Source organism: Streptomyces griseicoloratus (assembly GCF_014534645.1).
Lineage (GTDB): Bacteria > Actinomycetota > Actinomycetes > Streptomycetales > Streptomycetaceae > Streptomyces > Streptomyces griseicoloratus.
The window spans coordinates 67007-86824 of the sequence record NZ_JACVQF010000189.1 but is presented as its reverse complement, the minus strand read 5'-3'; the positions used below and the strand labels follow the sequence as shown (position 1 = coordinate 86824).

The following is a 19818-nucleotide window of genomic DNA, read 5'->3' as shown; positions in this document are numbered from 1 at the left end:
GATCGATCAGCCTTCAAGCGTAGGCGTTCCGGGGAACGGAGCGGCACGCGCGGGGGACGTCACTCTTTGTGATGACCTGATCGGGATCCGGCGGCTACCGTGGAGGGCAGGCAGCAGGATCCCGTCCATGGGAGGAACCATGACCGCCGAGTCCGTAGAGCACCGCTGTCATCACTGGCCGGTGCCGCCCGTGGACGGCTACACCGTGGACGACCTGTCCACCCTGCCGGATCTCCCGCCGCACACCGAGTTGATCGACGGGAGCCTGGTTTTCGTGAGTCCGCAGCGGGATTTCCACAGCATCGTGATCGACCTGCTGGTCAACGGCCTTCGCCGAACCGCACCCAGCGGATTCAGGGTGCGGCGGGAGATGACCGTCGTCCTCGACCGACGCAATGGCCCAGAGCCCGACGTGAGCGTCGTCCGCACGGACGCGATCACCGGACCGGACCGGACCAGCTACCAGGCGGCGGACGTGCTCCTCGCCGTCGAGGTCGTCTCCCCCGACTCCGAGTCCCGTGACCGCACGACCAAGCCTCAGAAGTACGCGGCGGCCGGCATCCCGAACTTCTGGCGCGTCGAGCAGGGCGGAACGAGCGGCAGGCCCATCATCCACGTCTACGAACTCGACCCGCTCACCAAGGCCTACATCCACATGGGCATGCACCGTGACCGGATCAAGGTCGACAAGCCGTACTCCGTCGACATCGACCTGACCGCCATCGACGAACTCTGACCCGGCCCCTCAGACCACCGTCGCCCCCGCCGCCGGCCCCTGAGCCGTCCGCACCGTCGCGCAGGTTCCCGACGCCCGCAGCACCCCGGCGATGTCGGACGCCGACTTCGCGTCCGAGGCGAGGAACGCCGTCGTCGGGCCCGAACCCGAGACCAGCGCGGCCAGCGCACCCGCCGCCCGGCCCGCAGCGAGGGTGTCCGTCAGTTCGGGAAAGAGGGAGAGCGCCGCCGGCTGGAGGTCGTTGGTGACCGCGACGGCGAGCGCGTCGGCGTCGCCCTTCGCCAGGGCATCCAGCACCGCCTGGTCGGCGACCGGCTCGGGGATGTCCCGGCCCTTGGCCAGCCGGTCGAGCTCGCGGTAGACCGCCGGGGTGGACAGCCCCCGCCCGGCCGTGGCGAACACCCAGTGGAAGGTGCCGCCCACCTCCAGCTCCGTCAGCTTCTCACCCCGCCCGGTGCCGAGCGCGGCCCCGCCGACCAGGCTGAACGGCACGTCGCTGCCCAGCTCGGCGCAGATCGCCAGCAGCTCGTCGCGGGAGGCTCCCGTGCCCCACAGCGCGTCGCAGGCCACCAGCGCGCCCGCGGCATCCGCGCTGCCGCCCGCCATGCCTCCGGCGACCGGGATGTCCTTGGTGATGTGCAGGTGGACGTCGGCCTCACGGCCGTAGCGCTCGGCGAGGGCCAGCGCGGCGCGGGCCGCGAGGTTGGTGCGGTCCAGCGGCACCTGGCCGGCGTCCGGGCCCTCGCAGGTGATGCGCAGGCCCTGCGACGAGGGGGTCGCGGTGATCTCGTCGTACAGGCCGACGGCGAGGAAGACGTTGGCCAGGTCGTGGAAGCCGTCCGCGCGGGCGGCGCCCACGGCGAGCTGCACGTTGACCTTGGCGGGGACGCGGACCGTCACGCTCACTTGCTCGTCACTCCTTGTGTTCGGCGATACGCGCGAACTCTTCCACGGTCAGGGCCTCGCCACGCGCCTGCGGTGACACTCCGGCCGCGACGAGGGCCGCCTCGGCCCTGGCCGCGGAGCCCGCCCAGCCGGCGAGGGCGGCCCGCAGGGTCTTGCGGCGCTGGGCGAAGGCGGCGTCGACGACGGCGAAGACCTCGGCCTTCGACGCCGTCGTCTTCAGCGGCTCGGTCCGCCGGACGAGGGACACCAGTCCGCTGTCGACGTTCGGCGCGGGCCAGAAGACGTTGCGGCCGATGGCGCCGGCCCGCTTCACCTCGGCGTACCAGTTGGCCTTCACCGAGGGGACGCCGTACACCTTCGAGCCCGGACCGGCGGCGAGGCGGTCGGCGACCTCCGCCTGGACCATGACGAGGGTGCGCTCGATGCTCGGGAAGGTGTCGAGCATGTGCAGGAGGACCGGCACGGCGACGTTGTAGGGGAGGTTGGCGACCAGCGCGGTCGGGGCGGGGCCCGGCAGCTCGGTCACGTGCATCGCGTCGGAGTGGACCAGCGCGAACCGGTCGGCGCGCTCCGGCATGCGGGCCGCCACGGTGGCGGGCAGGGCCCCGGCGAGGACGTCGTCGATCTCGACCGCGGTGACCCGGTCGGCGACCTCCAGCAGGGCCAGGGTGAGCGAGCCGAGACCCGGTCCCACCTCGACCACCACGTCGTCGGGGCGTACCTCGGCGGTGCGGACGATACGGCGGACCGTGTTCGCGTCGATCACGAAGTTCTGGCCGCGCTGCTTGGTGGGGCGTACGCCGAGGGCCGTCGCGAGTTCGCGGACGTCGGCGGGGCCCAGAAGGGCGTCGGGGGTGGGGCTGCTCACCCCGCAAGGGTAGCCGGGGCGCATCCGTGCGGCCGTGCCCCGCAGTGCACGTCTCGCACGGCGCTCTGCGCACGCCGGCACTCTCCAGGGTCCGCTCGGGCCCGGAAACCGGCGGAGCGGTCGTCACCGTCCAAGGCGACGCGGCTGCACTTCGCGACGTGCCGGGTCAGTAGCCGAAGGCGCGGGCGGTGTTCGCCGCGAGGGCCGTGGCCAGGGTGTCCTCGTCGACGCCCCGCACGGCGGCCATCGCGCGCACGGTGACGGGCACCAGGTACGGGGCGTTGGGCCGGCCGCGGTAGGGCGCCGGTGTCAGGAACGGTGCGTCGGTCTCCACCAGGACCAGCTCCGGCGGGGCCACGGCGAGGGCGTCGCGCAGGTTCTGGGCGTTCTTGAAGGTGACGTTGCCGGCGAAGGACATGTAGTACCCGGCGCGGGCGCAGATCTCCGCCATCTCCGCGTCGCCGGAGTAGCAGTGGAAGACGGTGCGCTCGGGGGCGCCCTCCTCCTTGAGGATGCGCAGGACGTCGGCGTGGGCGTCGCGGTCGTGGATGACGAGGGCCTTGCCGTGCCGCTTGGCGATCTCGATGTGGGCGCGGAAGGACCGCTCCTGGGCCTCCATGCCCTCCGGCCCGGTGCGGAAGTGGTCGAGGCCGGTCTCGCCGACGCCCTTGACCTGCGGGAGGGCGGCCAGCCGGTCGATCTCGGCGAGGGCCTCGTCCAGCCCGGCGTCCCCGCCCGGCTCGCGCGCGCCCTGCCGGGACCAGCCGTCGGGGTCCCCGAGGACGATCCGCGGGGCCTCGTTGGGGTGCAGGGCGACGGTCGCGTGGACGTTGTCGAACGCCGCCGCCGTCTCGGCCGCCCAGCGGGAGCCCTTGATGTCGCAGCCGACCTGGACGACCGTCGTGACCCCGACCGACGCGGCCTTGGCGAGGCCCTCCTCCACGGTGCCCGCCTGCATGTCGAGGTGGGTGTGGGAGTCGGCGACCGGGACCCGGAGGGGTTCCGGGAGCGGCGGGGCGGCGTTCTTGTCGGACGCGTTCGAAGGCATGCCCCGATCCTACGAAAGGTCCCGCGGGCACCCGGAAGGGTCAGCTCGCCCCGCGGTGGAGGTGGAGGGCGTGCAGGAGGCCGGAGAGGTGGTGCCGCGGGGAGCGCTGCCGGGGGATCTCCGCGGCGGGCGCCCGGTGCTGCCCCGTCGCCGGGCCGCGTGCCGAGGCGACCCGCCCGGGCCGCATGATCCGTACGACGTGGCCGTCGCAGTTGGCGCAGGCGGGCCGGCTCAGCGGGGAGGGCACGATCCGGCCGTCCGCCACGTAGCGCACGAACTCGTGGCCGTCGGCGTCCCGGTGGTGCTCTATCTCGTACGACTGCTCCCAGCCGTGCCCGCAGCGCATGCAGGCGAAGGAGTACGACTCGTGGACGACGGCGGTGGTCCCGGTGACCCTGGTGTTCTCACCCATGCCGGCTCCTGACGTCAGCTGTTCCGCTGGAGGGGGCGGGTTCGTGCCCCTGGACCCAGTGGACTCCTCGGCGGGGCCGGGCGCAGCGGACCTGCCGAGGAGTTGGAGCCGATTTGTACTGCCCTTGGTCCGGGGGCCCGTTCCGGGGCCCCGGGTCAAGGAACGGTCAGGCGCCCGCGTGCTTGGCCGCCACCACCGCGTCGAACACGTCCCGCTTGGGGACGCCCGCCTCGGCGGCCACCGCGGCGATCGCCTCCTTGCGCCGCTCCCCGGCCTCCTCGCGCACCCGCACCCGGCGCACCAGCTCCTCGGGGCCGATCTCCTCGGGGCCCTTGTCCGGGGCGCCCTCGACGACGACGGTGATCTCCCCGCGCACGCCCTCGGCCGCCCACGCGGCCAGCTCGCCCAGCGGGCCGCGCCTGACCTCCTCGTAGGTCTTGGTCAGCTCCCGGCACACGGCGGCCCGCCGCCCGTCGCCGAACACCTCGGCCATGGCGGCGAGGGTGTCGTCGAGCCGGTGCGGGGCCTCGAAGTAGACGAGGGTCCGGCGCTCCTCGGCGACCTCCTTCAGCCGGGAGAGCCGTTCGCCGGCCTTGCGCGGCAGGAAGCCCTCGAAGCAGAACCGGTCGACCGGCAGCCCGGACACGGCGAGCGCGGTGAGCACGGCGGACGGGCCGGGCACCGCGGTGACCCGCACGTCCCGCTCGACGGCGGCGGCGACCAGCCGGTAGCCGGGGTCGGACACCGACGGCATGCCCGCGTCGGTCACCAGCAGCACGCGCGCGCCGCCCACCAGCTCCTCGACCAGTTCCGGCGTGCGGGCGGACTCGTTGCCCTCGAAGTACGACACGACGCGCCCCTTGGGCGTCACGCCGAGCGCCTGGGTCAGCCGGCGCAGCCGCCGGGTGTCCTCGGCCGCGACGACGTCGGCTCCGGCCAGCTCCTCGGCGAGCCGGGGCGGGGCGTCCTGGACGTCGCCGATGGGGGTGCCCGCCAGTACAAGGGTTCCAGTCACGTCCCCATCCTCCCAGGGGTGGACGGACGGGGACGCATCCGGACCGGTCCGGGCCATGCGCGGGACGCGCACAGAACGGTTCCCTACGATGGCGCGGTGACCAGTACCGCGTCCTCCACGGACATCCGGCAGGACCAGGCCCCGAACGACCGGCGGACCCCCTGGCAGCAGCGGCTGCACCGCTTCGGCCACACGGCGGGGCCCGCGAGCGACGTCCGCGACCGGCTGGTGCCGCCGTACACGCGGCCCGGACCGCGGCTGTGGGCCTTCTTCGGCCTGCGGGGGCCGGTCGCCGACCGCGTCGTTCGCTGGTCGGGCTGGGGCGGCCCGCTGCTGGTGACGCTGCTGGCCGGGGTGCTGCGGTTCTGGAACCTGGGCAGCCCGAAGGCGGTGATATTCGACGAGACGTACTACGCCAAGGACGCGTGGGCGCTGATCCACCGCGGGTTCGAGGTCAACTGGGACAAGAACGCCAACGACCTGATCCTGAACTCCGGCGGGGACGTCCCGATCCCGACGGACGCGGCGTACGTCGTCCATCCGCCGGTCGGCAAGGCCGTGATCGGGCTCGGCGAGCTGGTCTTCGGGTTCGACCCGTTCGGCTGGCGGTTCATGACGGCGCTGCTCGGCACGCTGTCGGTGCTGCTGCTGTGCCGGATCGGACGCCGGCTGTTCCGGTCGACCTTCCTGGGCTGTCTGGCGGGCGCGCTGATGGCGCTGGACGGGCTGCACTTCGTGATGAGCCGCACCGCGCTGCTGGACAGCGTGCTGATGTTCTTCGTGCTGGCCGCGTTCGGCGCCCTGGTCGTCGACCGGGACCGGGCGCGCGCGAAACTCGCCGCGGCGCTGCCGGTGGACGCCGACGGCCTGGTCCGCCCGGACGCGCGCGTCGCCGAGACGACCCGCCTCGGCTGGCGTCCCTGGCGGATCGTGGCGGGGCTGATGCTGGGCCTGGCCATCGCCACCAAGTGGAACGGCCTGTACATCACGGCGGCCTTCTGCGTGATGGCGGTGCTGTGGGACGTGGGCTCCCGCCGGGTCGCGGGCGCCCGCCGCCCGTACCGGGCGGTGCTGCGGCACGACCTGGGCTGGGCGTTCCTGTCGACGGTGCCGGTCGCGGTCTTCACCTACGTCGTGTCGTGGATCGGCTGGATCCTCTCCCCCACCGACGGCAGCGGCGGCTACTACCGCAACTGGGCCGCTACGGACGGCAGGGACAGCGCCTGGTCCTGGCTGTTCCCGGACTGGTGGCGCAGCCTGTGGCACTACGAGACGCAGGTGTACGAGTTCCACACCAACCTCACGTCGCCGCACACCTACCAGTCCAACCCGTGGAGCTGGATCGTCCTGGGCCGCCCGGTGTCCTACTTCTACGAGTCACCGGCGCCGGGCACGGACGGCTGCCCGGCCGACGCGGGCGAGAAGTGCGCCCGCGAGGTGCTGGCGCTGGGCACGCCGCTGCTGTGGTGGGTGGGCTGCTTCGCCCTGCTGTACGTGCTGTGGCGCTGGGCCTTCCGCCGGGACTGGCGGGCGGGCGCGATCGCGTGCGGCCTGGCGGCCGGCTATCTGCCGTGGTTCCTGTACCAGGAGCGCACGATCTTCCTCTTCTACGCCGTCGTCTTCCTGCCGTTCCTGTGCCTGGCGGTGGCGATGCTGCTGGGGGCGATCGTGGGGCGGGCCGGCTCCAGTGACGCCCGGCGTGTGGCGGGGGCGACGGGCGCGGGTGTGCTGGTGCTGCTGATCGCCTGGAACTTCATCTACTTCTGGCCGATCTACACCGGCACGGCGATCCCGATCGACGACTGGCGGTCGCGGATGTGGCTGGACACATGGGTTTAAGGGGATCAAAGCGGGGCGGCCGTCGGCCCGGTCCCGACACGGTTGAATACCGGAGCAAGAAAGGTCCGGGGCCTGCCTTCGCAGACCCCGGACATCCGACGCAGGGCTCCGCTACCTGCTCTACTCCTCGATGCAGGTCCTGTCGTAGTTCCGCTCGTAGGCGCTGGTGTAGGCCGCCACGTATCTCGAGTTCGTCTGCTTCGGCGCAAAGGACTGGCGGTGGAGGCAGTCTTCGCCGTCCTTGCTCCCGGCCAGCCGTCCGTCCAGGTTGCCCTGCTGCTGAGGTGTGAGTGTCCTCGTCGGTGTCGGCGTCGGGGTAGGAGCGGGAGGCTGATCGGGGCGCCGATCCGCGGGAGTGGGGGTGGGCTGGTTCGGGGCCTGTGGAGCGGACGCCACCGAGGTGTCCGAGTCCTGCGACATGGCCGTGGCGGGGAGCGCCAGGGCCGCGGCCGCGATGAAGGGGCTCGCCACTAGTGCGATGGTTCGCTTCGGGCGCATGGCTATCTTCTTCCTTCGAGACTGGTACGTGCAGACGGTGACTCGCCCCAGTCGGAGCGTCAGGTGTGAGGCTGCGGACCGGGACCGGTACCTGCACAGCAGCGCGATGCGCTGGGTACCATTCGGGCCGGTGGATTCCGGCCTCTGGCGCCGACTTCTCTGCTCACTGCTGCAGCTGTAGCGCCTGTGATTTCGACCGTAGCGAGCCATCCGAGAGATGTCTATTTGTGCCTGATGGGCCTTTTGGGCAACTAACGGCCGCGGCGCGTGACGCTGCGCCGCGAGGCGCGACGGTGACCTGGTGTCAGCCAGAGGTGGTCGGGTGGCGGCATGTGCGGGGAAGGTGCCGGTCAGCTCCCGCACGAGCATGTGGGCACCCACCCCCCTGGGGCTGCCACAACCTCCGCATCCCCGATGGGATCGTTTTCGACCCCGCATGCTCGGATCGCACTGTCCGGCGCTGCATCAAGTGCCGTATCGCGTCCGAGACGTTCGCCTCGCCGGCTGCCATCGCCCGCCCCGACACCAGTTGCTGACGACGGAGCAGTTCCGGAACAGTGCTGAGGGCCCGTCCCCACTCCGGAGGGGCAGACTCCCAAGGGCCCTGTTGCGGCCGGGAGTTACAGGCAAGGGGACGACAGGACGGGTGAGCGTTGGTGAACCTGTGCCGCAGGGCCGGTCCTTGAGCAGCGGCAGGCGTCGGCCGAGCACCCACGTCAGCCGGGAGAGCATCGCCGTCCCGGAGTTTGGACACCCGGTCCGGTGAGGAGTTCAGACCAGCTGAGGCCTGAGAGGGAACGTCCCGGTCTGTCCGTCGACCCGGGCCAGCCGGCTGATCTCCGTTCGGCCAACAAACGGAAACGGCCGTGCCGCGTGTCGGTCCGTGCGCTTAGAGTGAGCCGACGATCGGCCTTTCTGAACACGTTCAGAAGACGTGCGGAAGGGCCCCACGGGGAGGGGACGGCCCAATGGGCAAGGGGGTGAAGGCCGCCGTCATAGGCGGCGTTTTCGCCGTGATGGTGGGCGGAGCGGGGTACGGCGCCTACAACATCGTGTCGGCGCTGGACGGCGGCAGCTCGGGGACGGCCGGCTCGGCGCCGAAGAGCGGACCGCCCAGCGGTGACGAGGTCGAGGAGACGACGGAGAAGTTCTTCTCGGCCTGGGAGAAGGGTCAGGCGGCGACGGCGGCGTCGTACACGAACAACGACGCGGCGGCCGAGACCCTGCTGACGGCCTACGGCGAGGCCGCCCACATCACCGGTGTGAAGATCACACCCGGCACGGCGAGCGGCGTCACCGTGCCGTTCACCGTCAGCGCGAAGGTGTCCTTCGAGGGGAAGACCAAGCCGCTGACGTACAAGAGCCGGCTGACGGTGGTGCGCGGGGAGACGACCGGGCGGGCGCTGGTCGACTGGCGGCCGTCCGTCGTCCACCCCGAGCTCAAGCAGCCGGACGACACGCTGGTCACGGAGGAGTCGGCGAGCCCGCCGATCGAGGCCGTGGACCGCAACGGCACGGTGCTGACCAAGGAGAAGTACCCCTCGCTCGGCCCGGTCCTGGACACGCTGCGCCAGAAGTACGGCGACAAGGCGGGCGGCACCCCCGGCGTCGAGCTGGTGGTCCGCCACGCGGCCCGGGAGACCGCCGACACCCCGCTGCTGACGCTGGCCGAGGGCGAGCCCGGCAAGCTGCGCACGACGCTGAGCGCGAGCGTGCAGGCGGCGGCCGAGCGGGCGGTCGAGCGGTACGGCGAGTCGTCGGTGGTGGCGGTCAAGCCGAGCACCGGCGAGGTGCTGGCCGTGGCGAACAACCGCGCCGACGGCTTCAACGCGGCCTTCCAGGGCCGGGTCGCCCCCGGCTCCACGATGAAGATCATCACCGCCGCGATGCTCATCGACAACGGCGTGACCTCGATGAACGGCCCGGCGCCCTGCCCGGACACCGCCACCTGGCAGAGCCAGACCTTCAAGAACCTGACGGGCCTCGAGCCCAACGAGAGCGCCACGCTCGCCGACACCTTCATGCGGTCCTGCAACACCGGCTTCATCAAGCTCGTCGACGAGGAGCCGCTCACGGACGCCTCGCTGACGGCGGAGGCCGAGGAGCGGTTCGGACTCGGCCGGGACGACTGGCAGACCGGCATCGTCTCCTTCGACGGCAAGGTCCCCGCGTCCGGCGGCCCGGACCGCGCCGCCAACGCCATCGGCCAGGGCCAGGTCCAGATGAACCCGCTGAACATGGCCTCGGTGACGGCGACCGCCATCACCGGCACCTTCCGCCAGCCCTATCTGGTCTCGCCGGACCTGGACGGCCGGCAGCTGGCCACCGCCAAGGGGCTGCCGCAGAGCACCGCCGCCCAGCTCAAGCAGATGATGCGGCTCACCGCCAGGCAGGGCACCGCCCAGGAGGCCATGTCCGGGCTCGGCGGCGACATCGGCGCGAAGACCGGCTCGGCCGAGGTCGACGGGCAGGCCACGTCCAACAGCTGGTTCACCGGTTTCCGGAACGACGTCGCGGCGGCGGCCATGACCGAGGAGGGCGGCCACGGCGGTGACGCGGCCGGCCCGATCGTGGCGGACGTCCTGCGGGCGGGCGGCTGAACCACCCGGCCGGACGGGACCCTAGGGTGGTCGCCGTCGTTGGAAGCGTGAGGCAACGAGGGCATCGGGGGCCGAAGGCCCTGGGGAACCGCGGAGGAACAGGACGCAGTGGGCACAAGAAGGGCCGTCGCCGGGCGGCGGAAGACGAGACCCGCCGTGATCGGCGGCGTGGCCGCCGTGGTCGTCGTGGGCGCCGGACTCGGCGCCTACGCGCTGTACGGCGGCGGAGCGGCCGCCGAGGACACGGCGCGTACGACGTCCGCGGCCGGGGAGAAGGTGAAGACCGGCCCCCTCTCGGCGGCCGAGGTCGAGTCCGCGGCGCAGCGGTTCCTGACGGCCTGGCAGCAGGGCCGGATCGACGAGGCGGCCGACGCCACCGACGACGCCGGCGCCGCGAAGCCCCTGCTCACCGGCTACACCAAGGACGCCCGGATCAAGGACGTCACCCTCACCCCGGGCACCCCGTCCGGCGCGAAGGTGCCGTTCTCCGTCAAGGCGACCGTGGCCTTCGAGGACACGAGCAAGCCGCTGGCCTACGACGGCGCGCTGACCGTCGTACGCCGGGCCGGCGACGGCGAACCCCGCGTCGACTGGAAGCCTTCCGTCGTCCACCCCGAGCTGCGGGACGGCGACAAGCTGGTCACCGGGGAGTCCGGGACGCCGCCGGTGAAGGCGCTGGACCGGGACGGCGGGGAGATCACGGCCGCGAAGTACCCGTCCCTGGGCACCGTCCTGGACGGGCTGCGGGAGAAGTACGGCAAGAAGGCCGGCGGCACGGCGGGCATCGAGCTGCGCGTGGTGCGCGGCAAGGAGTCCAAGGCGGCCAAGGTGTCCGACAAGACCCTGCTGGAGCTGAGCGAGGGCACGCCCGGCACCGTGAAGACCACCCTGGACCCGGCTCTGCAGTCCGCCGCCGAGAAGGAGGTGGCCGGCAAGGAGCGGGCCTCGGTCGTCCTGCTGCGCGCCTCCACGGGCGAGATCCTCGCGGTCGCCAACGGCAGCCACGGCTTCAACACGGCCTTCCAGGGCTCCCTCGCCCCCGGTTCCACGATGAAGGTCATCACGTCCTCGCTGCTGATCGAGAAGGGCCTGGCGTCGATCGACAAGCAGCATCCGTGCCCCAAGTACTTCACCTACGGCGGCTGGAAGTTCCAGAACGACGACAAGTTCGAGATAAAGGACGGCACCTTCCGGGCGAGCTTCGCCCGCTCCTGCAACACGGCCTTCATCAGCCAGGCGCCGAAGCTGAAGAACGACGACCTGACCAAGCAGGCCCAGCAGGTGTTCGGGCTGTCGATGAACAACTGGGCGATCGGCGTGCCGTCCTTCGACGGCGCGGTGCCGGTGCAGAGCGCGGCGCCGATGGCCGCCTCGCTCATCGGGCAGGGCGGAGTGCGGATGAACCCGCTCAACATGGCGTCCGTGTCGGCGACGGTCCGTACGGGCACCTTCCACCAGCCGTACCTGGTCGCCCCGTCGGTGGACGGGCGCAAGCTCGCCACCGCCTCCCGCACGATGTCCGCGTCCACGCTGACGCAACTGCGCGAGCTGATGTCCTACACGGCGGCGTACGGCACGGCGGCGGAGGCGATGTCCGGGGTGGGCGGCGACGTCGGCGCGAAGACCGGGTCCGCGGAGGTCGACGGCCAGAAGAAGCCCAACGGCTGGTTCACCGCGTACCGGGGCGATCTGGCCGCGGCGGGCGTGGTGCAGGCGGCCGGGCACGGCGGTGACACCGCCGGACCGATCGTGGCGTCGCTGCTGAAGGCCGGCGGCTGACCGGCAAGAGCGGCCGCTCGGTGCGGCCCTCCGCTCAGTGCGGCACCGGCTCCGCGGCCGCCGCGTACGTCAGCCGCAGGAACCGCATCAGGGTCTTGGTCTCGAACTGGACCACCGAGCAGCCCTGCGGGGAGTGGAACTCCACCACGGCCTGGACCCGGCCGCAGGGCCACACCCGCACCGCGCCGGTCCCGGTGGGCACCCGCAGGCCCTGTTCCAGCAGGGCCCGGGAGAAGGTCCACTCCCGGGACCCGGGCCCCGGCCCGGGCAGCCCGACCCGCACCATCCGGGGGCTGTCGTCGGGGTCGTACCGCAACACGACCGGTACGGCTCCGACCTCCTCGTCCGGGCGGTCCGTGTCGGTGAGGATGTGGGCTCGTGCGTACTGTTCGACTACGGACATCGGATGGCCCCTTACGCCGTGCCACCTATGTGAAAGCTGTACGTCCGCCCCCACTCCAATGTCGCACATTTTCCGGATCGCGCCTTTTGGGAAGGGGGCGCCCGCCATCTCACATGTGAGATACAACGGGCGCTCGCTCTTGCAAGCCGTTCGCAACAAGCCACTATCATCGAACGGTGCACGTACCTGACGGATTCATCGACGCCCCGACCTCCGCCGTGACCGGAGTCGTCGCCGCGGGCGCCATCGCGGTGAGCCTGCGCGGCGCGCGCCGGGAGCTCGACGAGCGGACGGCGCCCCTTGCGGGCCTGGTCGCGGCGTTCATCTTCGCGGTGCAGATGCTGAACTTCCCCGTCGCCGCCGGGACCAGCGGACATCTCCTCGGCGGTGCGCTCGCCGCGATACTCGTGGGCCCCTACACAGGGGTCCTGTGCGTCTCCGTCGTCCTGCTCATGCAGGGCATCCTCTTCGCGGACGGCGGCCTGACCGCCCTCGGCGTGAACATCACCGACATGGCGATCGTCACGACGGTCGTCGCCTACGCCCTCTTCCGGGGCCTGGTGAAGGTCCTGCCGCGCACGCGCCGGTCGGTCACCGTCGCCTCCTTCGTCGCCGCGCTCGTCTCCGTCCCGGCCGCCGCCCTCGCCTTCACGCTGCTGTACTGGATCGGCGGCACCACCGACGTCTCCATCGGCAAGGTCGCCACCGCCATGGTGGGCGTGCACCTCCTCATCGGCATCGGCGAGGCCGCGATCACCGCGCTGACCGTCGGCGCCGTCATCGCCGTGCGCCCGGACCTGGTGTACGGCGCCCGCGGGCTGACGCAGCGGCTCAAGCTGCGCGTGAACGGCGAACTCGTCGACGCGCCGCAGGCCGAGCCGGCCGCCGCGCCCGCCGCCCGCTCGCACCGCAAGGTGTGGATCACCGGCCTCGTCACCTCCCTCGTCCTCGCCGGCTTCGTCAGCTTCTACGCCTCCGCCGACCCGGACGGCCTGGAGAAGGTCGCCGCGGACAAGGGCATCGACAAGAAGACCGAGGAGCACGCCGCCGCCGACTCCCCGCTCGCCGACTACGGCGTCGAGGACATCACCGACGCGCGCCTGTCCGGCGGCCTCGCGGGCGTGATCGGCGTCGGCGTCACGGTCGTCGCGGGCAGCGCCGTGTTCTGGGCGGTGCGCAGGCGGCACAGCGACGACACGTCCCCGACGAACACGAACACGACCGTCTGACATGGGCGCCGGACACGCGCACAGGCTCTACCGGCACGGGCACTCCCCCGTGCACGCCCTGCCGCCGCACACCAAGCTCGCCGCCACGTTCGCCTTCGTGGTCGTCGTGGTGTCGACCCCGCGGGAGGCGATGTGGGCCTTCGGCCTGTACGCCGTCCTGCTCGCGGTGGTGGCGGGCGCGGCCCGCGTCCCGGCGGGCTTCCTGCTCAGGCGCCTGCTGATCGAGGTGCCGTTCGTCGCCTTCGCCGTACTCATGCCGTTCGTGGCGGAGGGCGAACAGGTCGACGTGCTCGGCATGTCGCTGAGCGTGAGCGGACTGTGGGGCGCCTGGAACGTGCTGGCCAAGGGCACCCTGGGCGTCGCCGCCTCCGTCCTGCTGGCCTCCACCACCGAGCTGCGCGAACTGCTGCTCGGCCTGCAGCGGCTCCGGCTCCCCTCGCTGCTGGTGCAGATCGCCTCGTTCATGATCCGGTACGGGGACGTGATCACGGACGAGATGCGGCGCATGCGGATCGCGCGGGAGTCGCGCGGCTTCGAGGCCCGAGGCGTCCGTCACTGGGGCGTGCTCGCCAAGTCCGCGGGTGCCCTGTTCATCCGCTCCTACGAGCGCGGCGAGCGCGTCCACCTCGCCATGGTCAGCCGCGGATACGCCGGTTCCATGCCGGTCATCGACGAGGTGACCGCCTCCCGGGCCCAGTGGTCGTACGCCCTGGCCCTCCCTTGCACCGCCCTAGTCGTCTGTCTGCTGGGATGGACCCTGTGACTGCTTCCCTGGAGGTCTCCGGCCTCGCCTTCGCCTACCCCGACGGGCACCAGGCCCTGTTCGGCGTCGACTTCTCGATCGCGCGCGGCGAGCGGGTCGCCCTGCTCGGTCCGAACGGCGCCGGCAAGACCACCCTGGTCCTGCACCTCAACGGCATCCTGACCGGCGGCACCGGCACGGTCACGGTGGCCGGGCTGCCCGTGGACAGGCGGAACATGGCGGAGATCCGGCGCCGGGTCGGCATCGTCTTCCAGGACCCCGACGACCAGCTCTTCATGCCGACCGTGCGCGAGGACGTGGCGTTCGGACCGGCGGCGGCCGGGCTGAAGGGCGCGGAGCTGGAGGAGCGCGTGGACCGGGCGCTCGCCCTGGTCGGCATGGGCGAGTTCAAGGACCGGCCCCCGCACCACCTCTCCTTCGGCCAGCGGCGCCGGGTGGCGGTGGCGACCGTCCTCGCCATGGAGCCGGAGATCCTGGTCCTGGACGAGCCCTCCTCCAACCTCGACCCGGCCTCCCGCCGCGAGCTCGCCGACATCCTGCGCTCCCTGGACGTCACGGTCCTCATGGTCACCCACGACCTGCCCTACGCCCTGGAGCTGTGCCCCCGCTCCCTGATCCTCAGCGAGGGCGTGATCGCGGCGGACGGCCCGACCGCCGGCCTGCTCTCCGACGAGGAGCTGATGCGCGCCCACCGGCTGGAGCTGCCCTTCGGCTTCGATCCGCGCTCCGCGACAATGGGCGCGTGACGAACGAGGAGAGCGCCGAGACCGCCGGGACCGAGGGTTCGCTGCTGCTCGACGACCAGCTGTGCTTCGCGCTGTACGCGGCGCAGCGCGCGGTGACGGCCGCCTACCGGCCGCTCCTCGACGACCTGGGGCTCACCTACCCCCAGTACCTGGTGCTGCTGGTGCTGTGGGAGCGCGGCGAGACGACGGTCAAGGGCCTGGCCACGGCACTGCGGCTCGACTACGGCACGGTCTCCCCGCTGCTGAAGCGGCTGGAGGCGGCCGGTCTGCTGCGGCGTGAGCGGTCGGCCCGGGACGAGCGGTCGGTGCTCGTGGCGGTCACCGGGCGCGGCGAGGAACTGCGCGAACGCGCGGCCCGGGTGCCGGGCGCGCTGCTCTCGGCGACGGGGCTGGGCGGGCCGGAGGTCGCGCGGCTGCGCGAGGAGCTGTGGCGGCTGGCGGAACGGGCGGGGGCGGCGGCGGACGAGGCGCGCTGACTTTTTCTGCCCGCTTGGTTCCGGGCTTCTTGGAGCCTTGGGCACGTGGCCGTCACGCCCGGGTCACGCCCTCGTGGTGACGCTGAGGGGGTTGCAACGAAAGGAGCGACCATGCGTCCCAAGCGCTACCTCGCACTGCTCGGCGTGCCGCTCGGCGCCTCGTTCATGCTCTACCCGGTCGGCTCGGCCCAGGCGGCGGAGGCCTCGCCATCGGTTGCGCCCAGCCAGGCATGTCGGGCGCTCGCCCTTGGGCCCCCCACGCCCTCCGGCAACGCCGTGGGCAACATCACGGCCAACGGATTCGACGGCGCGGAACAAGTCCGGGTCATAGCGGATGGGCAAGTGATCGCGACCGCATCCGCAGTCGCCGGAGCAGTCGCCGTCAACGGCATCACTCTGTCGGCTCGGAGCTACACCGTCGAGGGCTTGACCTCCCAACGCGCTGCCACCTGCCCTGGTCCGGGACCGGCAACGCCCACGCCGACGGGACCCGCGACGGACCCGGCCGCGCCGGCCGGCGCCGCTGCCGTACGGGCCGAAGGGCGCAGGGACGGGTTGGCCGACGGTCTGGCCGGCTGCCGCCTGGGCCGCGTCGTGACCGACGCGCAGGAAGACGAGGAAGGCCCCAGGAACGAGGAGTACTTCGCCGGTTACGCGGCCGGCAAGGCGGAAGCCCTGAACCGCGCCGCCTGCCTCAACAGGCCGGCCACCCCGCCTGGTCAGACCCCCGGCCAGACCCCGGGCCAGGTCACGCCCGGCCAGACCCCGGGCCAGACCCCGCCCGGCCAGAACCCTAACCGGCCCGGCCGTGGAGGCGGCCGCTGACGGCACGGCGAGTGAGCCGAATCGCATGACGCCCACCCACGGCGGGGGCGGTGGTACGACCACCGCCCCCGTCGTCGGTGTTCGCACCCCCTGACGGCGAAGCCGAACCTACCGGCCAGTACCTTGTGCACGATGAATTTGCGCGCACCTGCTTCCGGGAGAGGCCGGCCATGACCGACAGCACCGCCGTCGACACCCGCCCGACGAAGATCATGTACGTCGCCGAAGCCACCGCCCACGGCGGCCGGGACGGCTACGTCACCAGCCAGGACGGCCACCTGGACCTGAAGGTCGCCATGCCCCCGGCGCTCGGCGGCGACGGCGCCGGCACCAACCCGGAGCAGCTGTTCGCGGCCGGTTTCAGCTCCTGCTTCCACAACGCGCTGATCCTCGTCGGCAACCGCGCCGGCTACGACCTGACCGGCTCCACGGTCGCCGCGAAGGTCGGCATCGGACCCAACCGGCACCGCGGCTACGGCCTCGCGGTCGCCCTCAGCGTCTCCCTCCCGGTCCTGGACCCGGAGGTGGCGGCCCAGCTCGTGGACGCGGCCCACGAGGTGTGCCCGTACTCGAACGCCACCCGCGGCAACATCGATGTAACGATCGTGCTCGGCTGACGCCGCACAGGAATCGCAGGCGCGGGGCGACTGTTGCAGCCACTGTCGCAGGCGAGTCGGAGGAGAGTACGGACGTGGACGTGCACGGCACAGTGGCCGAGGGCTTCGAGCCGGTCAGGGACGCGTTCGTCCGGAACTTCACGGCGCTCGGGGACCGGGGCGCGGCGGTCGCCGTCTACCGGGACGGACGCAAGGTCGTCGACCTGTGGGGCGGTACGAAGGACGTCGACGGCACGGACGGCGCCGAGCCGTGGCGCCGGGGCACCGCGCAGGTCGTGCGCTCGGCGACCAAGGGCGTCGCCGCCGCCGTACCGCTGCTGCTGCACCAGCGCGGGGAGCTGGACCTGGACGCGCCGGTGGGCGAGTACTGGCCCGAGTTCAAGGCGCACGGTAAGGAGCGGGTGCTCGTCCGGCATGTTCTGAACCACCGGGCCGGGCTCCCGGTGCTCGACCGTCCGCTCACCCCACAGGAGGCCCTGGACCCGCTGCGGGGCCCGGAGGCCGTCGCCGCCCAGGCGCCGGTGTGGGAGCCCGGTACCGACCACGGCTACCACGCGCTGACGTACGGCTGGCTGGTCGACGAGCTGGTGCGCCGGGTCACCGGCGGCCGGAGCACGGGCGAGTGGATCGCCTCCGAGATCGCCGGGCCGCTGGGCCTGGAGCTGTGGCTGGGTCTGCCGGCCGCGGAGGAGGCGGCGGGGCGCGCGGGCCGGGTGGGCCGCGTCGACGACCCCGAGCCGTCCGGCGGCCTGCGGCTGCGCCCCAAGCGCTCGGTCACCGAGGCGTACGAGGATCCCGGCTCCCTCACCCGCCGTGCCTTCGCCGCGATCACCCCGTTCCCCGACCAGAACGACCCGGCGTACCGCGCGGCGGCCCTCCCCGCCACCAACGGCATCGCGACCGCCGACGGACTGGCCCGCTTCTACGCGGCACTGATCGGCGAGGTCGACGGGGTGCGGCTGTTCGACCCGGCCACGGTGGAGCGGGCCCGCGCGCAGGAGTCGGCGGGAGCCGACCGCGTCCTCGTCGTGAACACCCGTTTCGGCCTCGGGTACATGCTGGACGGCAGCGCGTCCCCGTTCCTGTCCCCCGGCTCCTTCGGCCACCCGGGCCGCGGCGGCGCCCTCGGCTTCGCCGACCCGGAGACGGGCGTCGCGTTCGGTTACGTCACCAACGGCTTCCGCAGGACCGTGACGGCGGACCCGCGGGCGCAGGCGCTGGTGCGGGCGGTGCGGACGTCGCTCGGGTAGGGCCCGCCCGGCGGACGGGCCCTGCCGTCACAGGGTCGCGGGGTGCCGCCCCGCTGCTTCAGACGTGGATCGGGTGGGACCTACGCCCCGACGCCTCGTCGATCTCACCGTGCGCCTTGTCGAGCAGCCGCATCGCGAGCTCGTTCAGCGCGCGTGCCCCGGCGACCTCCTCGCCGACCCGCGGCTGCCGGGCGTCGGAGTGGTGCCGGGTGGCGTGCCCGTGGGCCCGCACCTCGCTGCCGTCCGGCAGGCGGAGCAGCGCCGCCGCTTTGGTGTGCTGGTCGTCCTCCATGAACTCCAGCTCCACGTGCCATCCCACTGTGGTGTGCATCATGACGATCACCTCCGGAACACCTGCTTCCAGGGTGCTCCTGGACGGCGCCGAACGCACCCACTGCGGCCCCTCATCCCGCGTACAGCATCAGCCCGATCCCGACGGCCAGGAGCCCGGCGGCCGCGATCCGGGGCGCGCCGAACCGCTCCTTGAAGAACAGCGCGCCGATCGCGGCGCCGACGAGGACCGAGGACTCGCGCAGCGCGGCGATCGGGGCGAGCGCGGCCCGGGTCTGCGCCCACAGCACCAGCGCGTAGGCGGTCACCGACAGGGCCGCGCCGAGCAGTCCCAGTCCGGCGTGCGGTCGCAGCACCGCCCACGCCTCGCCGCGCCGGCGCCACAGGAAGTACGCGGGCAGGACCGTGCCCTGGACGGCCATCAGCCAGGCGATGTAGCCGAGGGAGGACCCGGAGGCCCGTACGCCCAGTCCGTCGACGACGGTGTACGCCGCGATGGTCGCCCCGGTCGCCAGCGCCGCGCCGATCGCCGCCCAGTCCGGCCGCCGCCCGCGCAGCCCCCACAGGGCGACGCCGGTCAGCCCCGCGCAGGACAGCAGGATGCCCGCGGCCGCCCGGCCGTTCGGCACCTCGTGCGCGAAGACGGCGGCGAGGACGGTCACCAGCAGGGGCGCGCTGCCGCGCGCGATCGGATACGCCTGCCCGAAGTCGCCCAGCCGGAAGGACCGCATCAGCAGCGCGTAGTAGGCGATATGGACGGCGGCGGAGACCAGGAGGTACGGCCACGCCCCCGCCGCCGGGAACGCGGTGAACGGCGCCAGCGCGAGCCCGATCAGCAGCCCGCCGCCCGAGATCAGCGCGAACCCGGTCAGCTTGTCCGTGATCCGGTGGGCGATGGCGTTCCAGCTCGCGTGCGTGAGCGCGGCGAGCAGGACGGCGCCGGTGACCAGAGGGGTCACTCGGAGCGCTCGCGCACGTCCACGAGGGTGGCGCCGGCGGTGGCGACGAGCTCCTTGGGCTCCATCGGGAAGACGGCGTGCGGGTTGCCGGCGGCGGCCCAGACGACGTCGTGCGCGAGCAGGGAGCGGTCGGCGAGCACACGGGTGCGGGTGCGGTGCCCGAAGGGCGGCACGCCGCCGATGGCGTACCCGGTCGTCTCCCGTACGACGTCGGCCTTGGCCCGGGTGACCTTCTCGGCGCCGAGTTCCTCGCGGACCCGCTCCACGTCGACGCGGGAGGCGCCGTCCATGAGGACCAGCACGGGGACGCCGTCCGCCGCGAAGATCAGCGACTTGCAGATCTGGCTCAGCTCGCACCCGATCGCGGCGGCGGCCTCGGCGGCGGTGCGGGTGGCCTCCGGGAAGCGCCGGATGCGGGCGTTCAGGTCCCCGAGGCCCAGCTCCCGGAGGGCCTCGGCGAAACGGGGGTGGGCGTCGGAGGTGCCGTCAGTCGTCGTCATGGGCGGCACCGTAGCGGTGCGTGCGGCATACACGCGACCGGGTTTGCCGTGTCCGGAG

The 19818-nt window shown here is 72.6% G+C and carries 21 protein-coding genes; 11 read left to right on the top strand and 10 right to left on the bottom strand.

All coding sequences use genetic code 11. The annotated features are described in order from the left end of the window. Window positions 1–139 precede the first annotated feature (139 nt). Entirely contained in the window at window positions 140–736 is a 597-nt protein-coding gene (locus H0H10_RS15715; RefSeq protein ID WP_188181571.1) for a Uma2 family endonuclease, read from the top strand. A 9-nt stretch (window positions 737–745) separates the two neighbouring features. Here H0H10_RS15715 and H0H10_RS15710 read toward each other — a convergent pair whose 3' ends face one another. The 5 genes from H0H10_RS15710 to rsmI form a co-directional block, all read right to left on the bottom strand. Further along, window positions 746–1642: a 4-(cytidine 5'-diphospho)-2-C-methyl-D-erythritol kinase gene (locus H0H10_RS15710; RefSeq protein WP_188181570.1), complete on the bottom strand. Its 897-nt coding sequence runs from the start codon at window positions 1640–1642 to the stop codon at window positions 746–748. 7 nt (window positions 1643–1649) lie between these two features. Next, a complete protein-coding gene (gene rsmA, locus H0H10_RS15705) occupies window positions 1650–2510 on the bottom strand; it encodes a 16S rRNA (adenine(1518)-N(6)/adenine(1519)-N(6))-dimethyltransferase RsmA (protein ID WP_188181569.1) in 861 nt (286 codons plus the stop codon). Between the two features lie 166 nt (window positions 2511–2676). After that, window positions 2677–3558 (bottom strand): TatD family hydrolase, encoded by an 882-nt coding sequence (locus tag H0H10_RS15700; RefSeq protein ID WP_188181568.1) that lies wholly within the window; start codon window positions 3556–3558, stop codon window positions 2677–2679. A 40-nt stretch (window positions 3559–3598) separates the two neighbouring features. Beyond that, the gene (locus H0H10_RS15695; RefSeq protein ID WP_188181567.1) at window positions 3599–3970 is read right to left on the bottom strand and encodes a hypothetical protein; all 372 of its coding nucleotides are present in this window, start codon (window positions 3968–3970) and stop codon (window positions 3599–3601) included. 166 nt (window positions 3971–4136) lie between these two features. Next, window positions 4137–4985, bottom strand: coding sequence for a 16S rRNA (cytidine(1402)-2'-O)-methyltransferase (gene rsmI / locus H0H10_RS15690; RefSeq protein WP_188181566.1), 849 nt, complete (start codon window positions 4983–4985; stop codon window positions 4137–4139). Window positions 4986–5081: 96 nt separating this feature from the next. Here rsmI and H0H10_RS15685 point away from each other — a divergent pair, with 96 nt between their 5' ends. After that, window positions 5082–6824 (top strand): dolichyl-phosphate-mannose--protein mannosyltransferase, encoded by a 1743-nt coding sequence (locus H0H10_RS15685; RefSeq protein WP_188181565.1) that lies wholly within the window; start codon window positions 5082–5084, stop codon window positions 6822–6824. Between the two features lie 120 nt (window positions 6825–6944). Here H0H10_RS15685 and H0H10_RS15680 read toward each other — a convergent pair whose 3' ends face one another. Then, window positions 6945–7322 (bottom strand): hypothetical protein, encoded by a 378-nt coding sequence (locus H0H10_RS15680; protein ID WP_188181564.1) that lies wholly within the window; start codon window positions 7320–7322, stop codon window positions 6945–6947. Window positions 7323–8290: 968 nt separating this feature from the next. On the opposite strand from H0H10_RS15680, the gene H0H10_RS15675 reads away from it, so the two are divergent. Together H0H10_RS15675 and H0H10_RS15670 are read left to right on the top strand one after the other, a co-directional pair. Further along, complete coding sequence (locus H0H10_RS15675) at window positions 8291–9922, top strand: penicillin-binding transpeptidase domain-containing protein (RefSeq protein WP_188181563.1); 1632 nt, start codon at window positions 8291–8293, stop codon at window positions 9920–9922. A 108-nt stretch (window positions 9923–10030) separates the two neighbouring features. Continuing rightward, window positions 10031–11701 (top strand): penicillin-binding transpeptidase domain-containing protein, encoded by a 1671-nt coding sequence (locus H0H10_RS15670; protein WP_188181562.1) that lies wholly within the window; start codon window positions 10031–10033, stop codon window positions 11699–11701. Between the two features lie 34 nt (window positions 11702–11735). Here the strand turns inward: H0H10_RS15670 and H0H10_RS15665 are convergent, their stop codons facing one another. Further along, window positions 11736–12104: an SsgA family sporulation/cell division regulator gene (locus tag H0H10_RS15665; protein ID WP_188181561.1), complete on the bottom strand. Its 369-nt coding sequence runs from the start codon at window positions 12102–12104 to the stop codon at window positions 11736–11738. Between the two features lie 176 nt (window positions 12105–12280). Between H0H10_RS15665 and H0H10_RS15660 the strand changes: the two genes are divergently transcribed. From H0H10_RS15660 to H0H10_RS15630, 7 genes are all read left to right on the top strand, one after another. Beyond that, a complete protein-coding gene (locus tag H0H10_RS15660; RefSeq protein ID WP_188181560.1) occupies window positions 12281–13333 on the top strand; it encodes an energy-coupling factor ABC transporter permease in 1053 nt (350 codons plus the stop codon). A 1-nt stretch (window position 13334) separates the two neighbouring features. Beyond that, the gene (gene cbiQ, locus H0H10_RS15655) at window positions 13335–14096 is read left to right on the top strand and encodes a cobalt ECF transporter T component CbiQ (protein WP_188181559.1); all 762 of its coding nucleotides are present in this window, start codon (window positions 13335–13337) and stop codon (window positions 14094–14096) included. Further along, window positions 14084–14842, top strand: a complete 759-nt coding sequence (locus tag H0H10_RS15650; protein WP_188181558.1) for an energy-coupling factor ABC transporter ATP-binding protein — start codon at window positions 14084–14086, stop codon at window positions 14840–14842. The genes cbiQ and H0H10_RS15650 overlap by 13 nt, the downstream gene beginning before the upstream one ends. Beyond that, window positions 14839–15318, top strand: a complete 480-nt coding sequence (locus tag H0H10_RS15645) for a MarR family winged helix-turn-helix transcriptional regulator (RefSeq protein ID WP_188181557.1) — start codon at window positions 14839–14841, stop codon at window positions 15316–15318. Before H0H10_RS15650 ends, H0H10_RS15645 begins: the two co-directional genes overlap by 4 nt. 111 nt (window positions 15319–15429) lie before the next feature. Beyond that, entirely contained in the window at window positions 15430–16143 is a 714-nt protein-coding gene (locus tag H0H10_RS15640) for a hypothetical protein (protein ID WP_188181556.1), read from the top strand. A gap of 170 nt (window positions 16144–16313) precedes the next feature. Beyond that, window positions 16314–16760: an organic hydroperoxide resistance protein gene (locus H0H10_RS15635; RefSeq protein ID WP_188181555.1), complete on the top strand. Its 447-nt coding sequence runs from the start codon at window positions 16314–16316 to the stop codon at window positions 16758–16760. A 74-nt stretch (window positions 16761–16834) separates the two neighbouring features. Continuing rightward, on the top strand, window positions 16835–18010 hold the full coding sequence (locus H0H10_RS15630; RefSeq protein WP_188181554.1) for a serine hydrolase domain-containing protein: 1176 nt from the start codon (window positions 16835–16837) through the stop codon (window positions 18008–18010). Window positions 18011–18068: 58 nt separating this feature from the next. Here H0H10_RS15630 and H0H10_RS15625 read toward each other — a convergent pair whose 3' ends face one another. From H0H10_RS15625 to H0H10_RS15615, 3 genes are all read right to left on the bottom strand, one after another. Next, window positions 18069–18344 (bottom strand): DUF1876 domain-containing protein, encoded by a 276-nt coding sequence (locus tag H0H10_RS15625; RefSeq protein WP_188181553.1) that lies wholly within the window; start codon window positions 18342–18344, stop codon window positions 18069–18071. Between the two features lie 70 nt (window positions 18345–18414). Continuing rightward, entirely contained in the window at window positions 18415–19260 is an 846-nt protein-coding gene (locus tag H0H10_RS15620; protein WP_188181552.1) for an EamA family transporter, read from the bottom strand. Further along, window positions 19257–19760 carry a YbaK/EbsC family protein gene (locus tag H0H10_RS15615; protein WP_188181551.1) on the bottom strand — a complete coding sequence of 168 codons (504 nt, stop codon included), beginning with the start codon at window positions 19758–19760 and terminating at the stop codon, window positions 19257–19259. The genes H0H10_RS15620 and H0H10_RS15615 overlap by 4 nt, the downstream gene beginning before the upstream one ends. Between the last annotated feature and the right edge of the window lie 58 nt (window positions 19761–19818).

Bases quoted from the DNA above. Each gene is read 5' to 3' on its own strand.
- H0H10_RS15715 (WP_188181571.1), top strand. From the start codon at position 140: ATGACCGCCGAGTCCGTAGAGCACCGCTGTCATCACTGGCCGGTGCCG.
- H0H10_RS15700 (WP_188181568.1), bottom strand. From the start codon at position 3,558: ATGCCTTCGAACGCGTCCGACAAGAACGCCGCCCCGCCGCTCCCGGAA.
- H0H10_RS15695 (WP_188181567.1), bottom strand. From the start codon at position 3,970: ATGGGTGAGAACACCAGGGTCACCGGGACCACCGCCGTCGTCCACGAG.
- H0H10_RS15680 (WP_188181564.1), bottom strand. From the start codon at position 7,322: ATGCGCCCGAAGCGAACCATCGCACTAGTGGCGAGCCCCTTCATCGCG.
- H0H10_RS15675 (WP_188181563.1), top strand. From the start codon at position 8,291: ATGGGCAAGGGGGTGAAGGCCGCCGTCATAGGCGGCGTTTTCGCCGTG.
- H0H10_RS15665 (WP_188181561.1), bottom strand. From the start codon at position 12,104: ATGTCCGTAGTCGAACAGTACGCACGAGCCCACATCCTCACCGACACG.
- cbiQ (WP_188181559.1), top strand. From the start codon at position 13,335: ATGGGCGCCGGACACGCGCACAGGCTCTACCGGCACGGGCACTCCCCC.
- H0H10_RS15650 (WP_188181558.1), top strand. From the start codon at position 14,084: ATGGACCCTGTGACTGCTTCCCTGGAGGTCTCCGGCCTCGCCTTCGCC.
- H0H10_RS15640 (WP_188181556.1), top strand. From the start codon at position 15,430: ATGCGTCCCAAGCGCTACCTCGCACTGCTCGGCGTGCCGCTCGGCGCC.
- H0H10_RS15635 (WP_188181555.1), top strand. From the start codon at position 16,314: ATGACCGACAGCACCGCCGTCGACACCCGCCCGACGAAGATCATGTAC.
- H0H10_RS15625 (WP_188181553.1), bottom strand. From the start codon at position 18,344: ATGATGCACACCACAGTGGGATGGCACGTGGAGCTGGAGTTCATGGAG.
- H0H10_RS15615 (WP_188181551.1), bottom strand. From the start codon at position 19,760: ATGACGACGACTGACGGCACCTCCGACGCCCACCCCCGTTTCGCCGAG.